Genomic DNA, 20,518 nt, shown 5'->3' on the forward strand with positions numbered 1-20,518 from the left:
AGTCCCAAAACAAGAAATCCTCAACCTAAGTCTTTGGAAAAAAATCGGAGTGGTTCAGAATTCGGAACCAGGTAAAAAGAACTTTCTAAGGCCAAAAGAAAATACCCCCAAACACGGAGAACTTTTCTTCGACTTTGAAGGTGATGTGAGAGAGCCACAAATCACTGAAGCCGGTTTTCCTTTTAAATCCAAATCCATCTCCGTTGTTTCCTCTTCTTATTTAACCGATGACCAAACGTATTTTTTCGGGAAACGATCCGCATACTTTTCTGGTCGCAGAAACCAAATCCATCTTTCCGTTTCTGGAAATTCTCTTTTTGGGACCCATCCCGATCCTTTTACGATTTCGATTCCAGTTCGTTTAGGGGAACAGGGAGCGGGTTCTGTCATTTTGGACCGAACTGTTTATGTAAAAGGAAAAAAATACGGCATCTCACTCGAGTTAAGCGAAAGTAAACCAATATTACAAGTAAACAACCTACTTCAAAAATCAGAAGGCAGAACCGCAAGTTTTGTTTTGGAATCACAAGTAAAACTCAAACGAAAAACTTGGGAAGTGATCTCCATATATTTTGATACATTAAACCACAAATATATCATGTACCAAAATGGAATCGAAACAGCAGAATATGAAAACAGGCAAGCAGATACATTAGGATTCGGTTTTCCAGAAAATGATTCCACTCCTCTTGTGCTTGGAAAATCATTCTATGGAAATTTGGATGGATTTCATATCCACAAAGGGGAACCCGAAGAAGAATACACCAAGTTTGAATCGGTTCGTTATGATGATGAAACCAAAATTGGTTTTATGGAGGGAAACACTGCTATTTCTCCCGTTTTAGAAACAAAATATAGTAATTCCAGTTTAACGCGTATCCATTGGAATATGGAACAACCGAAAGACACAATGTTAGAACTCTACTTCCGTGGTTCGAATCAAAAGTTTCTGGATTCTAAATTGGATCCTTCATGGACAAGGATTGGATCTCTGGACAAAGGACTCCCTAAAACCAAATTCAAATTTTACCAATGGAAGTTGTGGTTCAGGCCTGACCCGCTTGGAAAATCGGTTCCAAATGTCCAATCCCTCTCCTTTGATTATACGGAACAAACTCCTCCCGATGTTCCAACTCGATTTCGATTGGAATCAAATCCAAACACTGGGGATCCAATTTGTTTTTTATGGAATTCCAATCATGAAAAAGAAGTACAAAACGGTGGTGGTTATATCATTCATTATGGACTCACACCTACGCGAATGTTAGGTTCGGTATTTGTCAAAAAAGACAAATCAGGAAATTTAAATAAAATTGATGGGAATGAAGATGAAAGTAGTTTTAGAAACAAACGTTTTTGTATCAATGAAGAGACCCTCGTAAACAATATTTATATTCCAGAAGGAGAACTGGGAACCGATGAGTTTCGACCTCTTGCCGATCAAGTAGATCTTTCAAGAAAGGAGAAACGAGGACTCCTCTTCCAATCAGGACTAACTTATTATTTCAGAATTTCAGCTTACAACCGTTACCTGAACGAATGGGATTCCAAAGACCAAAAAAGTCCACTTTCTCCTCCCGTTTCATTTAGTTTCCCCAAAGAAGTTTCGAACAACAAGTAAAGGTAGGGAGTTTATCTCCCTTTCTAAGTCGACAAACACTTCTTCCATTCCCTCTTTCAAAGCAATTGCCATCTCAAGATCACAGGTCTCAGACATTAAAATTTGAGTCCGAAGGCTCTCTGTATCTAATTCAAAAATAGTATCCGTTAGGTCCTCTAAAAAACCAAGGATCTGTGTTTTCTTAGTAACTTCAATATCTCCCAACTGTTGAAACAGTATATAAATAGAAAGAGACGATGTAAAAAACCTCTGGTGAGAATCAAGAGCTTCTAACAATAGTTTTTGGATCTTTTGTTTTCGAGAAGAACTTAATAGTGATAACAATAAAGAAGAAGTAAGATAAACCTTCAATCCAGTAACTCCGTCAAGGATATGAGGGCCTTTCTTCTCACAAGTTCCGATTTTTGGATGATTTCATTTTTTAAAGCCATTCGAATGAGTTCTCCCTGGGAGATTCCTCTTCTGGAAGCTTCATTTTTTAATAAAATTTGTTCTTCTTCGGAAAGTAGGATCTGAAACCGTTTATCAATTTTTGCCATTAATCTTCTTCTTCCAATTCCTTTTCGGCTTTTTCAAATTTACGCCAATACAGACTGGCATCCTGCCACTGCCCAAGGGATTCGTACAAGGATGCAATATTATAATATGATTCGGTCAAACGGTAGTCTAACTTCACTGCCTTTTGAAACAGTTTAATCGACTTTTCTTTGTTATCTGAAAACCATTCACTAAAAGCCCAAAGATAATACCATCTTCCCAAGTTTGGATCCCTAGGCCGTACTTTTTCTAAATGTAAAACATTCTCTTGGAAAAGTTTAGAGGAGAGATTATAGTTTTTTTGAATGAGTTTTGCTTTATTGATTCGATCTTCTGCAGGTTCATCAGGCCTTGGCACCGACAAATCGTTTCTATACAAAAGTGCTTTTGCATAAAGTAATTTGAAATACAACTCGTTTTGACTTAAATCCAAATACCTTTCCAAATAAGGTATGGACGTTGTTTCATCATCCACTTTGTGCAGGTTGTAAATTTGTTTTCTTAAAGCAGTTGTTTCTTCTTTTTTTTTGCTTCCGCCGGCCCAGACCATTTGGGTCGATAAAAATAAGATACAAACAAATTTAAAAGTATAAGTAGAAGTTTTGTCCATCATCTGGAAATTTCATCGATTTGATTTCATGGCGGAATGGTAGTTCCTGTAATTTTTGGATCACAGAAAGATACAAGTCTTTTGCCGTTACAATCAACATAGAATTGGGTGATGTTTCAATCAATCGATCTTTACTTTCCAGATACGTTTGGATCGAATCCACAAAATGTCTTTTGGAACGTTCCCATTCCGGTGATGGATGGTATTCAGGCCATTGGATTCTTAATACAGATGTGGATCTTTTTCCGCCGAAGGTTGCTTGCATAAAAGAACGAATCATCCAAGATAAACTGTCTTTTAAAAACTCAGGTTTTCGTTCCTCTTTTTCTACTAGGACATGCAGAGCAGGTATGACTTGGCGAAGTTTTTCTTGAATCATTCGTTTGTGAGAATCTAAAAACTTTGTTTTTTCTTCTTTGTTCAAAAGAACCAAAAAAATTCCCGGAAAACCAAGAGATTCCATATGAAAAGCGATGATAGCTTCTGTTTGCAAAAGGATTTCCCAAGAAAACTTTTTTGCAATAAAACGATCAAGCCTTACTGTATCATCAACATCCAACATGGCAAATCCCGATTCATCAAAGGGTAAATAAGGATCGTGGTGTAAAAAAATTAAATTAGAACGAGTGTTATAGTCAAGACCCGAGGAAATTTGATTATGGAAGGAACCTAAAGAATCATTTAAAAACAAATAAGAAAAACGAGGAGAACCTAGTCGTGAAATAAAGTTTTTAGTGTAACCAATAATTCCATCATATGAAATTTCATTCTCTCGATAAATTTTATCAAGCAAACCATATTCAACACGTTTTTCTTCTGGAACCAACGTGAAGAAAGTTTCCGGTGAACTGGACTTAGTTTCTTTTGAATCTTCTTTTTTCGTAACGGTTTGAACGAGTTTTTCTAATTCTGGATTAAAAATAGTTTCTCGTTTTTTTTGTACTGCATCGAGAATTGCGACTCTTCTCCAAGTTGCCGGGGGTAAAATTTTAAAACTCGTTTTTTTCACAGGACTAGGATTGTTTATAACGGGTTCCATTTTTGTTTCAATTCCTTCTTTATTGGAGACTGTTTTTTTTATCTCTATTTCTAGATTTGGTGATTCTTCACTCACTAAAAGGGATTCCCCTAACATATTACGATGTTCCCATTTACGTTTTATAGAAGCCCATAACACAAAGAAAATCCAAGGTCCGATGAATAAATATCCAAAACTTAACAAATAAGGAGGAAAGGAAGAATAACGATAAACTGACAAACCAGATAAAAACCCAGGTTTTCCATGTTCTTTAGAAGTATAATAGGAATGGAATTTATGATTTAAAAAGCCAACAGACTGTTTTTTAGAATCCAAATGAACAAATTTGGAAGTATCCTCTCCTTTCCAAATACGAGGATTGAATAAAACCTGTTCCTTACTTTTGTTATCTGATAGCTTTGCAGAAACCATTGGAAAATAAAATTCATCCCGGTCTTTTTCTTTTTTCGCCAACAAAAGATTAGAATCGAGCACTGCCACAAGAATGGAAATGGAACCCGTTTCAACATTTCGTTTTGGTATTAAATATACTAAGTCAAAATCAGATTCAAATAAAATTGTGATGGGATGATTTTGAATGCGTTCGAATAAACTAAAAATTTCTGTTCCAAATCGATTTTGAATTGTTTTGTTTTCAATTGAGTCTTTTTTCCAAAGGTACAATTCCGAAACGATTTTTTCAGTTTCGCCAAGGCCCCCACCTTCTCCAAGCCCTTCACGAAGAAGATTTTTTTCAAGAACGGATAGTGTCTCTTCAAATTGAGTTAATCTATGTTTAGTCCAAGGTTTATAATAACGATAATCGGGGAAAAGTTCATAACTCTTTTGATAAAACAAAAGTAAAATCAGATATGCGATGACTGGCAAAAGAATTCTACGTTTGAACTGAAAACTCCCAGAGTGAGTGACAATCCAAATAAAACGAATGTAAAACAATCCAGTAAAGGTAACGAGAAAAAGAACAAAACAACCGAAACGTATTTCGTCCGCTTCCGAATCTGACTGACGAAGTAAATAAATAGAAAACTTTTCTCTGGACTCTAAAATGAGTTTTGAATTTTCACCATCTAACTGCCAAGTGATGATTTGTCCTTCTTTCCCGGAAAACAATCCAAGCAATTGGTTACTTTCTCTATCACCCGTTAAGATGGATTCATCATTGGTATATAAAACTTTTTGGGATTTTGGATCGAAGGCCCAATAAAGATATCCAAACTCTAAATTAGCATTTTGAATTTGTTTTGGTAAAGGTGGCCCCTTTGGAAACACTACAAAAAATTTACCTGACAAATCACGATACACATAATCACCGTTAGATAGGTTTTTTAATTTTCCCTCTGACAACCCAGAAGGATCCTGCCTTAATTCATCCTGAAAAATTTCACTGGTTTCGTTTGTGCTATGGATGAGACGAAGAGAATCATCATACAACCGAACATAGTTTAAACCAAGGGTGTCTTTGATGCGAGAAGTGACTTGGGAGGCTCGGTATGGAAGAGTTGATTCTCGAAAAAAGAACTCGAGTGTATTTAAATACTCTTTTGTACGATCTTCATCAAAACGTTCCAAAGCGGAAATCAAATTTGATTTCATCCGAATGGGGCGAATCCATTCAAAATATCCGAACAAAACGGAGGTCACGAGGAGAGAAACCACAAAGTATCCAAAAAGAATAGACAGGTTTCCGAAATTCCGTTTCATCATTCTAATTATCGGGTTGTCATTTGCAAAAACCAATCAGTCCAAGGAAAGGAATGATTTTTTATGTATTTTTGGACGGAGTGGGCATCGCAGACTACGACCCCAAATCCAACCCTTTTAGCCGATTTGCCAAAGGATTTTTAGCACCTGTGGGAGGAATTCCAAAGTCAGATGCCGATTTACCAGTTTCGCCTTCCCAAATCCATTATGTCAAAACCGATGCGCATATGGGTGTTTCTGGCCTTCCCCAATCTGCCACTGGCCAAACAGCACTTTGGACTGGAATCCCTGGTCCTAAAGTTCTTGGTCGACATGTGAGTGGGTTTCCGACCATCACCCTTCGCAAAATCATTTCGAAATATTCACTCATCAAAGTATTAAATGAAAATGGAAAGTTAAGCGATTTTCTAAATTGTTTTTCTCCCCCCTACCTCAAACACGTAGAGGAAAAACCCAAACTAGTTTCTGCCTCTACCTTAGTCCAGTTGGCAAGTGGTCGGCCTTTAAAAAACTTTGATGACCTCTCGAATGAAAGAGGTTTATACATGGATTTAACCCATGAGATCATGGGAACTCTTGGGATTGAAATGTTAAAACCAGGAGATCCTCTACTCAACAGAAGAGATCCGTACGAACTCGGCAAAAAATCTCTTTCTCGTTTTGCCCACTACCAATTGGCTTTGTATGAATATTTTCTGACAGATAAAGTAGGTCATGCAATGGATTGGGAAAAGGCAGAACATGTAATCCAAAACTTAGAAAATTTTTTTCGTGGGATATTGGAAAGTTTAGATCCAAAAAAGGACCTACTCATTGTTTCAAGTGATCATGGAAATATGGAAGATTTAAGTCAAAAAAACCATACGGAAAACCCGGCGGCCACCATCCTATATGGAAAGGATGCTGACCGCTTCGCAGAAAATATACATTCGCTTGCGGATATTGTCCCGGAAATTTACAAAACTTTCGGAATGGAAGAAGCCATTCACAATACCAAAACGAATGAATTTCTAATTGAATCCGACTAAAACTCTAAATCATTTCCAGATTCAGGTCGATTTGACAACGAACTTGGTTTAGATGAATTTGAATCAGACGATACATCTGAATCATCAAGATCATTGTGGTCGGTAAACTGATCGAGTGATTCTTTTTTCCATGCAATCGCCTTGTCGGTAATCTGGTTTTTAGGGTATTTATCTACAATTGTTTGAAAGATTCCTGCTGCTTTTTCAAACTTACCTTGTCTGAAATAAATAGTTCCTTTTTTGTATAAAGCTGCTTGGTCGAGCGAATAATCGCTGTTATTTAGTACCTTATTTATATAAGTCAGAGATTCTACTTGTTTTCCCATCGCATCATAGGAAAGAGCAATATAGTATAATGCTTCCTCCTCTTTTTTTGGGGTTGGATTCACACTGATTACTTTTTGGAAAAGTTCGATCGCCTTTCCATATTGTTTTTTGGTGTAATTATCTTTTGCGTCTTTTAATACTGAGTCCTTATATTCCCCGACCACTTTTTCATCGGCACCAGCCAATTGGTCAGCAGTTTCAATGTATTCATCAAATACGTCAAATGAAGCCCAGTCTTTTCCAAGTTTGCGAAGTGACCTACCCCAACCAATTCTTGATTCTGTATTGTTAGGATCTTCTTGAAGAGCTAATGTATAGTTTTTACGAGCAGTTTCAAATTGCCCTGTTCTATAATAAAAATCCCCAAGGGAAAGAAATGATTTAGATCTAAGTTTGTTATCCGAACTCAATTGCAAAACGGATTCCAAATGGGCCTTGCCTTCCGATTCATTTCCAACTTTTAATAGTAGGTTCCCAAGAGAATAACTTAGTTTTTCTTTTTCATCAGCCTTCAGATTGGAATTCTTTTTTAGATCTTTATAAATATCAAGCGCAGGATAAAAATCAGAGTTTTTCTCTAAGGCTCTTGCTTGGTTGTATTTAATTTGGAATTCATACTTTTCTAACCCTTTCTTTCCAGCTAACTCGGAAAAGATGGCAATTGCTCGCTCTTTACTCTGCGGATTAGATTGTTTTAAGTATTCTTCTCCTTCCGCAATTTTTTCCAAAATGGCTTGTGATTTATCTTCTTTAGCTGAAATATTTGTTTGGTAGTATGCAGTAGAAAGACCTGCAACTATAAATAAAAAACCAGTTAAAGTTACTATGATTCGATTCATAAATTTCCTCTACCCGCTTGACTTAGGGTTTGATTCGTCCAAAATTCCACTCGAGTTGGTGAATAGGATTTAGTTTCCCGTTTCAAAAAACATTTTAAAGCTTTTTTGGTATCACCTGTTTTTAATGCACTCACTCCAAGAAAAAACATAGCCTTCCCTCGTAAGTAAGTATTGGTTTCATATTTTAAATATTCTTCCAACCGATATACGGCTGTCTCATATTTTTTTCTAATGACTGTTTCTTTAATGATTCGATTTAAATCGGTTTGTCCTAAATCATAATTTACGGTCGCCGAAGGCTCTTCCCTCAAATCATTGACTGATTCTGCGGTTTCTTTCGGTGACAATGTATCGGTTGGAGTTACTGCATGTTCATTTTTATAATTTTCTGTTTTTTCTGGTTCTTTTTTTGGATGCGACTCAGCAACCACATTTGGTTCTTCTTGTGGAAGAATATCCTTGGAAAAATTGTATTTAAAATAAGATACGTTTTCTTTTAAATTATAATCTTCTGGAATTCCATTTGATTTGGCTGTCACACCAAAATACAATTCATCAATTTCTTTCAGTTCTTTGATAAAAAAATTGGTTTTTGGGTGTAGAACTGTTGCCACCTTTACCACTGATCCTTGGCCAAAAGAAGAAGTTCCCTGATTTAAAGGTTTCACTGATGCGTATAAACTGTAAACTGTTGTTTCATCAGCTGCTTCAGGGCTAAGCCAACTAATCACGGCTCCTTTGCCCACACGTTCGTAACCAAGTCCTCTAACATGCATGGCACCTCCGAGATCGGCTCTTGGTTCATTGGATGCCACTTCAGGTTTTGGTTTTTTAGGTGATTCTTCTACAATGACCTCTGCATTATTTTTTTCAGTCTGCTTAATATAAAACACCCGTAAGGTGGATTTTTTATCCTCCAAAGGAAGAGTTTCTTCGCCACCAACTTGTTTCACAGAGACGCCGTAATAAAGAGTTTGTGATTTATCCAAATCTTGATCTAAAAATGAATTTACTGGATGAGTGAGTTCTGCTAATTTTTCCGCCTTTTGCATCAAGGGCAAACTAGTCAAAGGTGAGTTAGACCGATAAACGGTATACATTGTTCGTCCCGCAGTCGCACCGTTTGGTGGTGTCCAATTCAAACGCACAAACTTTCTTTCAATATTCGCAGTAATTCCTGACACCCCACCTACCATGGATTGGATCCCTGCATCCGCTGGAAAGGCAGGAAAATCTGGATTTTGTCCGACAACTGGTGTTCCATTCTCTTCTTCAATATGGACGGGAACCACCGTATAGTTTTGGTTTGAAAAAAGTTTTACTTCTCTACGGCGAACATCCGTTACCATGACAATTGCATAGTAATAAGTGCCTGGTTTTAAATTATAATCAAAATAAACACGTGTTGCATTTGCTCCTGATGCTTTGTATCTGCCTAGAGAATCTGCAATATAAAGTTTTTCAGGGCTATCAATCATAACCGTGGAACGAGCTACGATGATTTCCCCTTCCTGTTTGGGTGGGTCCCAATCCAAACGAATCGATTTTTTATCGGGAAGGATACTTGCGTGGATTGCTTTGGCAATCGTCGGATACCGACTCTCCTCAAATCCAGAATCTGCCCAAACAGGGAATTGAGACATTAGCAATAGAGCCATCCAGAATTGAATCGAGAACTTCATACTTAGATTTTCGGTGGTAACTACCTGCGAATTGAATTTTTCGTTTGTACTTTCCCAGCTTTTCTGTAAGAATTGTCATTATGTCGGAAACGGAATACTACCGTTCACAAAGTTACCAGGAATATTTACTTTCGAGCCATAGGAGAGAGGTTTGCCCACCTGAAGATGTGTATGCCTTTTTCAATTGGAAGGGTTTAAACAACCTCGTTGACTTTGGGAGTGGGCTTGGGTTTTACTTTAACGAGTTTAGAAAATGGTTTCCCCATGTTTGGATCTGGGCTGCGGAATGCCAACAAGAGATCATTGATATGGTCTTACGACGTAAACTAATGGAAGGAATCGAACAACTCACACCATTTCATATGGACCAATCAGACCATCCCCTTCTCCCGGAATGGGTTCCTGTACCCGAAATTATTTTTGCATCCTTATCATTATCCACATTCCCGAACCCTGGTTTGGCGATGGACGGACTCATCCGTTCCATGAAGGCTGGAGGAAGGCTTTTTATCATCGATTGGTCAAAAACGGAATCTGGTTTTGGTCCAAAAATCAATGAAAAGATATCAATGGATAAAATGAAATTTCTTGCTGAAGAATACAAATTAGAAGTTACAAAATCAGGAAGGATATCGGAACATTTTTACGGAATGGAAGTGAAGGCAAGTTCCAATTTTATTTATGGTTATTATGACCTCAAAGAAGAGGAAGATGAAGACAGTGCCGTCTTTAAACAATAACTAAAAAAAGTAGGACCAAACAAGTTTTAGTTTTCTCTCTTCATTTATGTGGAGCGAAGAACAAAAAAAAATCATTCATTCTAATTTTCCTATCAAACAAGTCATTGCTGGAGCAGGTTCTGGAAAAACGGCAACCATGATTGGTTTATTGGAAGAAAGGGAAAAACAAAACTCCATTCTTCCCAAAAACACTCTGATTGTTACATTTACCAAAAAAGCAACAAACGAATTCAAAGAAAGGTGTAAAAAAAAAGGTTTATCCAAAGAATACCATATATCCACCTTTCATTCGTTTTGTTATCACGTGTTAAAAAAATATGATCCATCCAAAAATTGGTCAAATTACAAACTATTGGGTGAATCCAAAAAATGGGAAATCACAAAGAAAATTCTTTTTGATAAACGTTTTGAAATTGGAGGAATTCCCTTTCCAATTCTTCTCAAAAATAATGGAAAAAAATTTCGTCATCTTTCCGAAACCAGTTACCAATCTTTTTTAACAAGTTTTCGATCATGGAAAGAGATTCACCATTACTTTGAATTTGATGATTTGATTTTTGACTTTCTGAAATTTTTAGATATGGAATCATCAAACCTAGCCAAAGAAAGATGGACATCGCTGATCATCGATGAATTCCAAGACACTGATGAGGTCCAACTCCTCATCATTAAAAAAATGAACTTCCAATCCATCACTGTGGTTGGTGATGATTGGCAAGCCATCTACGGATTTCGCGGAGCCACACCAAAACCTTTTTTGGATTTCCCAAAACATTTTCCTTCCGTAATCCAATACTTTCTGTCCACTAACTACCGTTCAAAGAATTCTATCATCCAATCCTCTCTCCTTCCACTACATCACAATAAAGATAAAATTCCGAAGCAGGTACAAACTTTTAGAAAGGAAAAAGGAATTTTCCTTGTGGAACGAATCAGAGAAACAAAAAAACAACCATCAGAGATCTGGAAACTATGGCAAAAAAAAGATCCAAACAGCATCATTCTCACTCGTAGCAATTTTCGAAAAAACGAATGGATCCAATCGGGAGTTCCTCAGACACAAGTGATGACCATCCATAGCGCCAAAGGTTTGGAATTCACAACCGTAATCCTTGATCTTGTCCTTGGTTGGAGCGAAAATAAAAACGAATTTGATGAAGCAGAAGAACGAAGGATTCTTTACGTAGGCCTTTCAAGAGCAAAAGACAATTTGATACTTTTAATCCCGGACAAAACCAAACCAGATCGGCTTGCCGACCAAATGAGTGGGGATTTTTCATTCAGGAACCGATTGCGAAATCGTACTTTACGGTGGGCCCGGCTCTGGTGAAGTGGTTTTACCTTGGGGGATTAGCTCAGTTGGTTAGAGCGCTACCTTGACATGGTAGAGGTCACTGGTTCGAACCCAGTATCTCCCACCAAGAACACGAACGAAAATTGTTTCGTTATCATTTTTTAACCCCTCGCAACTAAGTTTCGACTTGCATCCCCTTTCAGATTCATTAAAGTGCAAAGCGATGAAACCCAAGTTCCTAGCAGAAGAATTCCTTTTGGCTTTGTATTTTTTGATATTTAGCATTGTATCCGTATTCGTTTTGTATTGGTCACAAAGCCCGTCCGGGATCAAACTTGCTTCACTCACTCTCCTATTCCATATTAGTTTTGTTGGACTCTCACTGGGACTTCGGTGGCACACACCCTTTCGGATTTGGAAATTTTTGGTACCTTTGTCCATTTTTATGGTCTTTCCGGATTGGTTTCTTTCTAGCGCTTTACAAACGTTAGTTTTTCCAGAAGATGGTTTTTTAAAAATAGGAACTGTTTCTGGTTATATGGCAGGGCTATGGGTCATTCCATTATTTATCTGTGTTTATACAGGGATCAAGTTAGAAGAAATGTCAGTTTCCATAATCGGAACAGGTCTATGGGTAGGAATCTCGGCTCTAGTGATTTTTGGAACTTCAGAGGCTACAATGTGGGCACTCGGTTCTTGGTATCCACAAAATGTGAAGATGTGGGGAAAAGTAGCCTATTATGTGTTAGTTCCCGAGATGATCTTAGGTATTACTGCTTATCTTGCTTACCAGGGATTTTCCTATTCTGCTTATATCTTTCAAATTGCAATGGGATTTTTAGTAATGATTCTCTACATTGGAAACCTTTCTTTCTTTTACCTTCTCATTGAAAAAATTCTATAAATTCTCATTCATATCTTGTATCTTCGCTCTCTTAGTTTTATTTCTAGGAGAGGTTTTTTTTCGTTATCAATTCAAGACGGATACCGAAGAAATCAGATACAAAAAAATTCACTGTTTATATGGATTAACGGAAATCCGCCTTTGTCCGAATGTAAATGAAGAGTTTTTGCGTAGGGATGGAAAAATTTGGGACATCCAAACCAACTTCCTAGGCGAACGAATCATTGGTAAAGAAACCAACAATGATAAACTTTGGTTAGTTGGCGATTCTATGGCGATGGGATATGGTCTACCAACAAAAGAAACACCTGCATTTTATTTAAAATCGAAATATAATTTAGATGTGAGAGTGGTTGCAGTGGATGCCATTGGCACGAGGGGGGTTTTGCAACTTATGAAACAAGCTCTACAGACCATTCGTACAAAGGAACTTCCAGGTCAGATCTACTGGATTTGGAATCCCTCTGATTTTATTGATGATGAACGAGAAAAAAGAGGGTTCAAACGAATCTTTTATCCCGTCCACCACCGGTTGTCCCAAATTTCCTATCTGTATAGAAATCTCTTACCCTCTCCCCAGGCAAATTCGTACACTTCGTACGGAATTCCTACCAAGTATCCAGAAAACCATATCACTTATTCTCACCTATTAGATTTTTTTTCAGACAGACTCATCCCTAAAGAAAAAATGAACATCCTCTTTAGTTGGGGAATGTCCAGAGAAGGAACCCCAGACACAAAAGATCCAAATTACGATATAGCAAAAAGTTTCTTTCTAAAACAGAAAGTCAAAACCATCGATCTAAGGAAAAAAACGGAAGAGTTGTTTAAAGAACAAAAACAAGTGTACATTCCGCTTGATGGTCATCCAGGGCCCGCACTCGCAGAACTTTTTGCCGATACGATTGCCAAGGACTTCTTAAATTTGCCTTAGAAATGCTTGATTCTCTGCCCTATGTATAAATTTTAGAGGGATATGATTCAAAACTGGAAACGATGGGGAGCCATTGTCCTATTTTTCCCGTTGGCGTTACTTTCTTTGGAATTGATTTTGCGCTTTTCCAATCCGCCTGCTTTACGTTACTACCGCGATGTCAAATTGTTGCATGCCTACCATCCTGAGTATGGAGTCACCTTAGAACCAAACGAAAGTCGTTTTGTGCGCCACTATGCCGATCTCTGGCAAGGACAGTTCACAACCAATTCTCTAGGACTTCGAGGCATAGAAGAGCCCATTCCCAAAAAACCAAAACTTGTCTGTCTTGGGGATAGTTTGGTTATGGGATTTGGTGTTTCCGATGAAGATACATTTTGTTCTAGGCTTGGCGGTTTAGAAGAAAACGGACTGAGTTACCAAAGTTTAAATTTAGGCGTTGACGCATATGGATCTCTTGGTTCTTACAAACGACTAAAAGATATGTCAGGTAAAATTGATAATATCCAAACAGTTTTATTTTTTATTTCACCGAATGATTTTACGATGCCAAATGAATTACGGGCTCAAGGGATCCTTCCTGATGATGAAAACGATGCACTTCATGAAAATGATCCTGTATGGAAAAAAAACTTCCGAATCCAGTTTGAACTCACAAGAATTTCCTATCTTTTGCAGGCTCTAAAACTTGCTTATGAACAAACAAAAGTAAAATTTTCACAAACAAAATACATTATCTCAGCAGATACAAATCTTTTAACATCTTCGCCGATGGTTTACTTAAGAGAAACATTTATCCTTCCCATCAAACAACAAAAATGCGAAGAAAAGGATGAATTCGTTTGCCCTAGACCTCTACAAAACCTAAACGTAGTATGTTCAGATTCGCCAGTGGATCCAGATTCACTGGAACCCTTACCGGAAACAACAACCAGAGCCTATGATTTGATGATCAATCTTTCAAAAGAAAAAGGATACAAGTTTGTGCCAGTTTTCCTTCCGATGCAAATAGAAGAAGTGTATTGTAGGCAGGTAGGAAAGTACAATGCACTTGGTGGATATGCCACTCGAGCAAAAAAGTATTTAGAATCAAAAGGGATCCAAACTCTTGATATCCTTCCCTATACGGACAAAATGTGCGGTCGTGAGTTCACACAAAATGGAAAAACAAAAAAAGCTGGAATTCAAGACTATTATATTCCTGGTGATGGCCACCTAACGAAACTAGGAAACTTATGGGCTGCCGAATCGATTGCCGATGCCCTAAAGGGAAACAAATAAAATGCTATTTAATTCAGTTCACTATTTGATCTTTGCTCCCGTTGTTATCCTTGTTTATTTTTTAATTCCAAAACGATTTCAAGGTCTTTGGTTATTTATCGTTAGTTTGTATTTCTATGCGATCTTTCGAATTCCATTTTTAATTTTACTCGTTTTTTCTTTTGTCATTACAAAACTTGCCGTCGACTATATGGAGTTTTCCACCTCCAAAGTAAAAAAACTCTTTTGGCTGAATGTGGCTATCTGGAGTAATTTAAGTTTACTTTTTGTATTTAAATATTTGGACTTTTCCATTACGGTTTGGAATCAAACGTTTTCTCTTACCCCTTGTGATCCAGATTTTGTACAAAAATCAGGAATACTCCTTCCTATGGGGATTAGTTTTTTCACCTTACAAGCAGTATCCTATGCAGTGGATGTTTACAAAGGTGTAGTGGTAAGAGCGAAGTCCATTTTTCACTTCGGGTTATTTCTTGCTTTTTTTCCGCAACTTGTCGCAGGTCCCATCTTACGTGCCAGTGATGTTCTCCACCAATTTTTAGATTCCAAAGACTTTACCAAAGAAAACCTAAAACAAGGTCTAAAACAACTATTTTGGGGAATCTTTAAAAAGACCTTCATCGCTGACCCAGTTTCTTATGTGATCGATCCTATGTATGCCAATCCAACAGATTACAATTGGATCGCAATGTGGATTGCTGCTTTTTTATTTGCCGTGCAAATTTACTGCGATTTTTCAGGATACTCCGACATTGCGATTGGAACTGCGAGGATTCTAGGTTTTCATATTCCGAAAAACTTTGATCGCCCTTTTTTATCAGGAACTCTCAGTGAACTCTGGAGACGATGGCATATTTCCTTTAGCTCTTGGTTACGTGATTATGTGTACATCACTCTCGGTGGAAATAGACGTGGTGAGATTATGGCTTATGTGAATCTATTTATCACTACTTTTGTTTCAGGAATTTGGCATGGAGCCGATTGGACTTTTGTATTTTGGGGAACCCTCCATTCTACAATGATGGTGGTGGAAAAGTTTGTATTTAAATTCGAAACCATGAGAAAGGCTTGGAACCGAGTACCTCGGTCCATCCAACCACTTTATCCCGTCGGTGTATTCGTTTTGTCTTGTTTTTTCTTTCGAGCAAAAGCCACTCCTGAAGTTCCGACAGGTATGGGAATCACCAAAATAATGTTAGAACGTGCGTTTACTGGTGCGAATGGACTTTATCCACAAATGAGTGTAAGTCTTGTGATCTTAGTTGGATTTTTATTTATGGTCGATATCCTCCAAGATAGAAACGAAGACAGATTTGCCTTTATCACAGACAATTTATACTTTCTAATTCCAACTTGTATCTTACTTTATATCACTTCATTTATCATCTACAGTGTAACAGTATCTAGCCCCTTTCTCTACTTTCAGTTCTAAATCAAAAAGCCGGTAATTTTTTACCGGCTTTTAATATCTCAGATCAATTGATTCGTTTTTAATCTAGGGAGTTCTTATCTAGATTTTAGGTATTCATATTATTTGAATTTCCTAATATATCGATCTCAAGTCACGACTTAAAATTCAACTTTCGGAGCATTCTCAATTGCTTTTTGGTCTTCCACAGTGAAGGTAGCTTTTGCATCGTAACCAAAGGCTTTAGCAGTAAGAACAGCCGGGAATTGACGAATGTACACATTATAATCTTTGGTTGCTTTGATGAACCTGTTTCTTGCAACTGTGATTCTATTTTCTGTTCCTTCCAATTGAGCCATTAAATCAGAAAAGTGTTGGTCCGATTTGAGTTGCGGATAATTTTCTTGGATCATTAGAAGTCTAGACAAAGCTGAACCCAACTGCCCTTGCGCTTGGTCGAATTGTTTTAAACTTTCTGGATTGTTTACAAGTTCAGGAGTTGCTTGGATAGAACCAATTTTTGCCCGTGCATCCGCAATTCCTTTCATGATGTCTTTTTCTTGGTTAGCAAATCCTTTCACGGCAGAAACCAAATTCGGAACTAAGTCAGATCTTCTTTTGTATTGGTTGAGAACTTCTGCCCAAGAAGCAGTTACTTCTTCATCCAACTCTTGGATACGGTTATAACCGCAGTTGGTAAGAACTGTTGCCATAAGGGAAATTAGAAAAATGGTTCGAAACATTCTTGTCATGGTGATTGTATACCTAACCATTAGTCGGTCTGCAACACCATTTTGTTAAAAAATTTAATATCGAAACGGTTTTATCAGTTTCGTCCAACGACTTTCCGATTCTTTCAAATACATCTCAAGGTCAGAATCCGATCGTTTTCCGTACAAATAGTCTAATAAAATTGAATCGCCGGCAAGAAGCTCAATCGCAGGGCGATCCGAACGAAATTCGTAGACTCCTTTTAAATATTCAAATTCTGTTGGGAACAATTCTAACATTTGTCTCAAAAAGTATAAAACAAAATAAAGAGAATGAAATTGTTTAGGTTTTAATACCATGAGTTGGTAACCTTCACAAATGGAACCGGCATACTTATGAAATGTAGGTAAAAAACGTAAATTACGTAAAATATAATTTCCTGATTGATGGGAGACCATCCGCTTGTCCAACTCTTCCTTCACCTTACCGACTAAATAAGGAGCTCCAAATGTTTCAAAAGGTTTGGTTGTTCCTCTTCCTTCCGACAAATTAGTTCCTTCCAAAAGGCACATTCCTGGATACACAAAACAAGTGTTTTGTGTTGGTATATTCGGTGAAGGAGGAACCCATTCAAAACTTGATATAGATTTTGGATGAAACACACCAACAGGTACAACAATTACATCCACTTTTAATTGAAAAGTTTCATTATAATATGATAACAATCCGCCTGGAGTCAAACCATGCCTATGCAAAACCGAAGTGACACCGACAAAAGATTCGAATTCTTTTTGGAGAGGTGTTCCTTCGACTTTATTACCGATGGGGTTTGGAGAATCGATCACTAAAAAAAGAGGAGCCTTTCCTGTTTCCTGTTTTATGCGCGAAATTTCGCATAAAATATAATAAGCTGTTGTTAAAAACGTATAATACCTGGAACCAACATCTTTTATATCAATGATGATCACATCCACATTGATTAAACTTTCTCGTGGTGGAACTAAACTTGATTCTTCCTTTCCATACAGATTGACAATCTGCATATTTCCAAAAAGGTACTTTAGTTCATCCCCACTTACTTGGTCTTGTAACTCAGCAAAGAGTCCGTGTTCTGGCAAAAATATAGTTTTTAGATCAAAAATTTCAGAATAAGTTTGAAAATGGTACTTCCCTTGATGACCAAAAGCACTTTGGTTGGTGAGAATGGCCGCCTTACAGCCGCTTAACTTAGTTATGTTTTTTAAAAATTTCATTTGAGTTTACGGATTTCTTCTTTGTTCACCATTGCCAATTCCCATATTTTTCGAATTTGGGTTTCATCAAAAGAACCATTGGATCCAAAAAGATTTCGAAACTCTAATAATTGTTGAATCAAATCATCAATCGACTGGCATAAAAACACTTGATTTTCTTTAAAGATTGAAATCCACATATCCGGATTGGATCCTGCAATCCTTGACATATCACGAAACCCACCCCCAGTAATTGGTTTAGGAGATTCCAAAATTTCTTTTTTGGTTGTAGAATTTGATCCAGCTACATTGACAAGTAAGGTAGAGATAACATGAGGAAGATGAGAAAGGTATGCCAATGTTTCATCATGTGATTTGGAGTCCATTTCCAAAGTCCAGGAACCTATTTTTTCCCAAAATGAACGAACCCATTCCAAACTGGTATTTGATGCAGATTTAGGTGAAGTTAAAATACAAAGTTTATCAACATATAAATCTTCGATGGCTGCTTCTGGGCCAACCTGCTCAGACCCGCACATAGGATGGGTAGAAATATAATTATGAGCCAAGTCTCCAAAATAGGATTCCACTGCAGATACAATTGTTTCTTTAGTAGATCCTAAATCGATATAGATTGTATCTCCCGATTTTGGAAGAGTTGGAATGATTTTCAAAATAGATTCAACAGGTGTACTAAAAACCACCAAATCATAGTTAGACCAATTAGGTGTAAGAAATTCATTCTGCAAAAAAACAAAATTCGCAAGTTGTTTGTTCAAAATCGTGGATTTACTTTTTTCAGAACGAACCACCGCTGAAATTTCTGTACTTGGAAATTTCTGACGAATCGAGAGTGCAAGGGATCCGCCCATAAGACCCATTCCATAAATCAAAACTCTGGATAGATTCATGTAGGAAAAGATCCGGCAGTTGGGTAGGAACCTAAAAGTTTAAACAAAGTACATTGTGACTTTACTTTTTCTAAAAGCTCCGCAATTTTTGGCTCTTCTTTGTGACCAATAAAATCAACGAAAAAATGATATTCCCATAAGTTTCGTTTTAACGGTCTTGATTCAATTTTTGTTAAGTTGACCGAAGCATCATTAAAAGTTTTTAAAATAGCAAACAAAGAACCCGTTTGGTTCGGAATAGAAAATACTATGGATGTTTTATCTTCTTTCGTTTTTGGTGATTCTGTTTTTCCAATGACCAAAAACCTGGTTGTATTTCCCGAATAATCTTCAATCCCTTCAGCAATTACATTTAAATGATAAATTTCACCAGCAATTTTGGATGCAATCGCAAGGCCGTCTTTTCTCTCAGAAACTAATTTTGCCGCCATAGCTGTGGAGGATGTATCCACAACCTCCACACTTGGAAGGTTAGCAGAAATCCAATTGCGGCATTGTTCGTTTCCAATTCGAATTCCATAGATTTTTTTCACAAGAGAAAGGTCTGTTTCAAATCCGAGTAGAGAAAAAGAAATTCTTTGGTATAACTCAGAATAAACGAAAAGATCTGTTTCTAAAAACATATCCAAGGTGGAACTGACTTGGCCTTCTGTGGAATTTTCTACAGGAACCACTCCGTAATCCAACTTTCCTTCCTCTACCATCCGAAACACATCAGGGATCGAAGTTTGCGGAACCGCTTCAATGGATGTTCCAAATTTGGCACGTAAAGCAGAATGAGAAAAACTTCCTTCTGGGCCTAAAAAACCAATCTTTAACGGGTGTTCCAAGGCAATGGTTCCTGACATCATCTCCCTGTAGATAGCACGAATCACGGAAGCGGGAAGTGGACCACCGGATAGTTTCGTTACTTTTTCATATACATCTTTTTCACGATCCGGGCGGTAAATGGGCCCACCAGATTCTTTTTTGACACGGCCAATCTCTTGTGCAAAACCAGCACGTTTTTGAATGAGAGCTATGATTTCAGTGTCTAATGAATCGATACCAGCACGGAGTTTTTTTAGTTCTTCTTCTGCACTGCTCATTTAAGACCCTTCTTGTAATTCTTCCGGTAGTGTGCTTGTATCAAAATCAGGATTCATTTCTGTTTCATCAGTCACAATGATAGACTCTGGTGTGAATTCTTCAAATTTGAGTTCTTTCACTTCCACAGGTGTAGGAAGATCGGTGAGTTTGCTAAGACCAAAGTGTAACAAAAATTCGTTGGTAGTTCCGTACAAAGTGGGTCGACCAGGAACTTCCTTTTGTCCTACAGCTTTCACTAGTTTTTTAGACATAAGACTTGCTACCATAGCGCGAGAAGACACACCGCGGATTTCATCCAGTTCTGTCAGTGTAATTGGTTGTTTGTAAGCAATGATGGCAAGAGTATCCAAAGTCCCGCGAGAGAGAGTTTCTCTTTTTTTATCTTTAAAGATATGAGCTAATATTTCGCTATATTTTTGGTTGGTGATAAACTGGTAACCACCGGCGATTTCTCTCAGTAAAAAACCGCCTTCTTTTTCTTGGTAGTCTAAGATTAGTTCGTCGAGGAGTTCCCGGGCTTTTGTTTTTTCGATCCCGCAAGATTTGGCAAGTGCAGACAATTTGATTGGATCTGAAGATAAAAAAAGAAGTGCCTCAAGAAGGCCCTTAGTATAAGTTCTTTCTTCCAAA

General features: G+C 37.5%; 19 protein-coding genes and 1 tRNA gene. 9 read left to right on the top strand and 11 right to left on the bottom strand.

Annotated features, from left to right (window positions below; genetic code table 11):
• Nucleotides 1-49: 49 nt before the first annotated feature.
• The gene (locus CLV96_RS16665) at nt 50-1,621 is read left to right on the top strand and encodes a hypothetical protein (protein WP_004784826.1); all 1,572 of its coding nucleotides are present in this window, start codon (nt 50-52) and stop codon (nt 1,619-1,621) included.
• On the opposite strand, the gene CLV96_RS16670 is transcribed toward CLV96_RS16665, so the two are convergent.
• From CLV96_RS16670 to CLV96_RS16685, 4 genes are read right to left on the bottom strand one after another with little or no spacing between them, the layout of a single operon-like run.
• Nucleotides 1,583-1,972 carry a hypothetical protein gene (locus CLV96_RS16670; protein ID WP_004787633.1) on the bottom strand — a complete coding sequence of 130 codons (390 nt, stop codon included), beginning with the start codon at nt 1,970-1,972 and terminating at the stop codon, nt 1,583-1,585. The two genes, CLV96_RS16665 and CLV96_RS16670, sit on opposite strands and share 39 nt — an antisense overlap.
• Nucleotides 1,969-2,160, bottom strand: coding sequence for a CopG family transcriptional regulator (locus CLV96_RS16675; protein ID WP_004787086.1), 192 nt, complete (start codon nt 2,158-2,160; stop codon nt 1,969-1,971). Before CLV96_RS16675 ends, CLV96_RS16670 begins: the two co-directional genes overlap by 4 nt.
• Nucleotides 2,160-2,768, bottom strand: a complete 609-nt coding sequence (locus CLV96_RS16680) for a tetratricopeptide repeat protein (protein WP_004784637.1) — start codon at nt 2,766-2,768, stop codon at nt 2,160-2,162. Before CLV96_RS16680 ends, CLV96_RS16675 begins: the two co-directional genes overlap by 1 nt.
• Nucleotides 2,740-5,511 (bottom strand): hypothetical protein, encoded by a 2,772-nt coding sequence (locus tag CLV96_RS16685; RefSeq protein WP_004785530.1) that lies wholly within the window; start codon nt 5,509-5,511, stop codon nt 2,740-2,742. The genes CLV96_RS16680 and CLV96_RS16685 overlap by 29 nt, the downstream gene beginning before the upstream one ends.
• Nucleotides 5,512-5,561: 50 nt before the next feature.
• Here CLV96_RS16685 and CLV96_RS16690 point away from each other — a divergent pair, with 50 nt between their 5' ends.
• Nucleotides 5,562-6,536 (top strand): alkaline phosphatase family protein, encoded by a 975-nt coding sequence (locus CLV96_RS16690; protein ID WP_040917046.1) that lies wholly within the window; start codon nt 5,562-5,564, stop codon nt 6,534-6,536.
• On the opposite strand, the gene CLV96_RS16695 is transcribed toward CLV96_RS16690, so the two are convergent.
• Nucleotides 6,533-7,702: a tetratricopeptide repeat protein gene (locus CLV96_RS16695; RefSeq protein ID WP_004786278.1), complete on the bottom strand. Its 1,170-nt coding sequence runs from the start codon at nt 7,700-7,702 to the stop codon at nt 6,533-6,535. The two genes, CLV96_RS16690 and CLV96_RS16695, sit on opposite strands and share 4 nt — an antisense overlap.
• Nucleotides 7,699-9,384: a tetratricopeptide repeat protein gene (locus CLV96_RS16700; protein WP_243836525.1), complete on the bottom strand. Its 1,686-nt coding sequence runs from the start codon at nt 9,382-9,384 to the stop codon at nt 7,699-7,701. The genes CLV96_RS16695 and CLV96_RS16700 overlap by 4 nt, the downstream gene beginning before the upstream one ends.
• 80 nt (nt 9,385-9,464) lie before the next feature.
• On the opposite strand from CLV96_RS16700, the gene CLV96_RS16705 reads away from it, so the two are divergent.
• From CLV96_RS16705 to CLV96_RS16735, 7 genes are all read left to right on the top strand, one after another.
• On the top strand, nt 9,465-10,124 hold the full coding sequence (locus CLV96_RS16705) for a class I SAM-dependent methyltransferase (protein WP_004786595.1): 660 nt from the start codon (nt 9,465-9,467) through the stop codon (nt 10,122-10,124).
• A gap of 46 nt (nt 10,125-10,170) precedes the next feature.
• A complete protein-coding gene (locus tag CLV96_RS16710) occupies nt 10,171-11,454 on the top strand; it encodes an ATP-dependent helicase (protein WP_004787676.1) in 1,284 nt (427 codons plus the stop codon).
• Between the two features lie 14 nt (nt 11,455-11,468).
• Nucleotides 11,469-11,545 (top strand) — tRNA-Val (locus CLV96_RS16715).
• A 96-nt stretch (nt 11,546-11,641) separates the two neighbouring features.
• A complete protein-coding gene (locus tag CLV96_RS16720) occupies nt 11,642-12,322 on the top strand; it encodes a DUF6989 domain-containing protein (protein WP_004786102.1) in 681 nt (226 codons plus the stop codon).
• Nucleotides 12,306-13,256, top strand: a complete 951-nt coding sequence (locus tag CLV96_RS16725; RefSeq protein ID WP_243836526.1) for an LA_2486 family SGNH/GDSL-type esterase — start codon at nt 12,306-12,308, stop codon at nt 13,254-13,256. Before CLV96_RS16720 ends, CLV96_RS16725 begins: the two co-directional genes overlap by 17 nt.
• Nucleotides 13,257-13,298: 42 nt before the next feature.
• A complete protein-coding gene (locus CLV96_RS16730) occupies nt 13,299-14,537 on the top strand; it encodes an LA_2490 family SGNH/GDSL-type esterase (protein WP_004784481.1) in 1,239 nt (412 codons plus the stop codon).
• Nucleotide 14,538: 1 nt separating this feature from the next.
• Nucleotides 14,539-15,969: an MBOAT family O-acyltransferase gene (locus tag CLV96_RS16735; protein ID WP_004787263.1), complete on the top strand. Its 1,431-nt coding sequence runs from the start codon at nt 14,539-14,541 to the stop codon at nt 15,967-15,969.
• Between the two features lie 137 nt (nt 15,970-16,106).
• On the opposite strand, the gene CLV96_RS16740 is transcribed toward CLV96_RS16735, so the two are convergent.
• Genes CLV96_RS16740 through scpB form a run of 5 tightly spaced genes read right to left on the bottom strand, consistent with a single transcriptional unit; the run spans nt 16,107 to nt 20,517 of the window.
• The gene (locus CLV96_RS16740) at nt 16,107-16,697 is read right to left on the bottom strand and encodes a LemA family protein (RefSeq protein ID WP_004786769.1); all 591 of its coding nucleotides are present in this window, start codon (nt 16,695-16,697) and stop codon (nt 16,107-16,109) included.
• 54 nt (nt 16,698-16,751) lie between these two features.
• Complete coding sequence (locus CLV96_RS16745) at nt 16,752-17,909, bottom strand: DUF1343 domain-containing protein (RefSeq protein WP_004785661.1); 1,158 nt, start codon at nt 17,907-17,909, stop codon at nt 16,752-16,754.
• The gene (locus tag CLV96_RS16750; RefSeq protein ID WP_004787025.1) at nt 17,906-18,799 is read right to left on the bottom strand and encodes a prephenate dehydrogenase; all 894 of its coding nucleotides are present in this window, start codon (nt 18,797-18,799) and stop codon (nt 17,906-17,908) included. The genes CLV96_RS16745 and CLV96_RS16750 overlap by 4 nt, the downstream gene beginning before the upstream one ends.
• Nucleotides 18,796-19,887 carry a prephenate dehydratase gene (gene pheA, locus CLV96_RS16755; RefSeq protein ID WP_004787692.1) on the bottom strand — a complete coding sequence of 364 codons (1,092 nt, stop codon included), beginning with the start codon at nt 19,885-19,887 and terminating at the stop codon, nt 18,796-18,798. Before pheA ends, CLV96_RS16750 begins: the two co-directional genes overlap by 4 nt.
• Nucleotides 19,888-20,517: an SMC-Scp complex subunit ScpB gene (scpB, locus tag CLV96_RS16760; protein WP_004785571.1), complete on the bottom strand. Its 630-nt coding sequence runs from the start codon at nt 20,515-20,517 to the stop codon at nt 19,888-19,890.
• Between the last annotated feature and the right edge of the window lies 1 nt (nt 20,518).

The sequence above is a fragment of the Leptospira meyeri genome (assembly GCF_004368965.1).
GTDB classification, from domain to species: domain Bacteria; phylum Spirochaetota; class Leptospiria; order Leptospirales; family Leptospiraceae; genus Leptospira_A; species Leptospira_A meyeri.

Bases quoted from the DNA above. Each gene is read 5' to 3' on its own strand.
- CLV96_RS16685 (WP_004785530.1), bottom strand. From the start codon at position 5,511: ATGATGAAACGGAATTTCGGAAACCTGTCTATTCTTTTTGGATACTTT.
- pheA (WP_004787692.1), bottom strand. From the start codon at position 19,887: ATGAGCAGTGCAGAAGAAGAACTAAAAAAACTCCGTGCTGGTATCGAT.
- CLV96_RS16745 (WP_004785661.1), bottom strand. From the start codon at position 17,909: ATGAAATTTTTAAAAAACATAACTAAGTTAAGCGGCTGTAAGGCGGCC.
- CLV96_RS16735 (WP_004787263.1), top strand. From the start codon at position 14,539: ATGCTATTTAATTCAGTTCACTATTTGATCTTTGCTCCCGTTGTTATC.
- CLV96_RS16700 (WP_243836525.1), bottom strand. From the start codon at position 9,384: ATGAAGTTCTCGATTCAATTCTGGATGGCTCTATTGCTAATGTCTCAA.
- CLV96_RS16695 (WP_004786278.1), bottom strand. From the start codon at position 7,702: ATGAATCGAATCATAGTAACTTTAACTGGTTTTTTATTTATAGTTGCA.
- CLV96_RS16730 (WP_004784481.1), top strand. From the start codon at position 13,299: ATGATTCAAAACTGGAAACGATGGGGAGCCATTGTCCTATTTTTCCCG.
- CLV96_RS16680 (WP_004784637.1), bottom strand. From the start codon at position 2,768: ATGGACAAAACTTCTACTTATACTTTTAAATTTGTTTGTATCTTATTT.
- CLV96_RS16740 (WP_004786769.1), bottom strand. From the start codon at position 16,697: ATGACAAGAATGTTTCGAACCATTTTTCTAATTTCCCTTATGGCAACA.
- CLV96_RS16675 (WP_004787086.1), bottom strand. From the start codon at position 2,160: ATGGCAAAAATTGATAAACGGTTTCAGATCCTACTTTCCGAAGAAGAA.
- CLV96_RS16705 (WP_004786595.1), top strand. From the start codon at position 9,465: ATGTCGGAAACGGAATACTACCGTTCACAAAGTTACCAGGAATATTTA.
- CLV96_RS16710 (WP_004787676.1), top strand. From the start codon at position 10,171: ATGTGGAGCGAAGAACAAAAAAAAATCATTCATTCTAATTTTCCTATC.
- CLV96_RS16720 (WP_004786102.1), top strand. From the start codon at position 11,642: ATGAAACCCAAGTTCCTAGCAGAAGAATTCCTTTTGGCTTTGTATTTT.
- CLV96_RS16690 (WP_040917046.1), top strand. From the start codon at position 5,562: ATGATTTTTTATGTATTTTTGGACGGAGTGGGCATCGCAGACTACGAC.
- CLV96_RS16750 (WP_004787025.1), bottom strand. From the start codon at position 18,799: ATGAATCTATCCAGAGTTTTGATTTATGGAATGGGTCTTATGGGCGGA.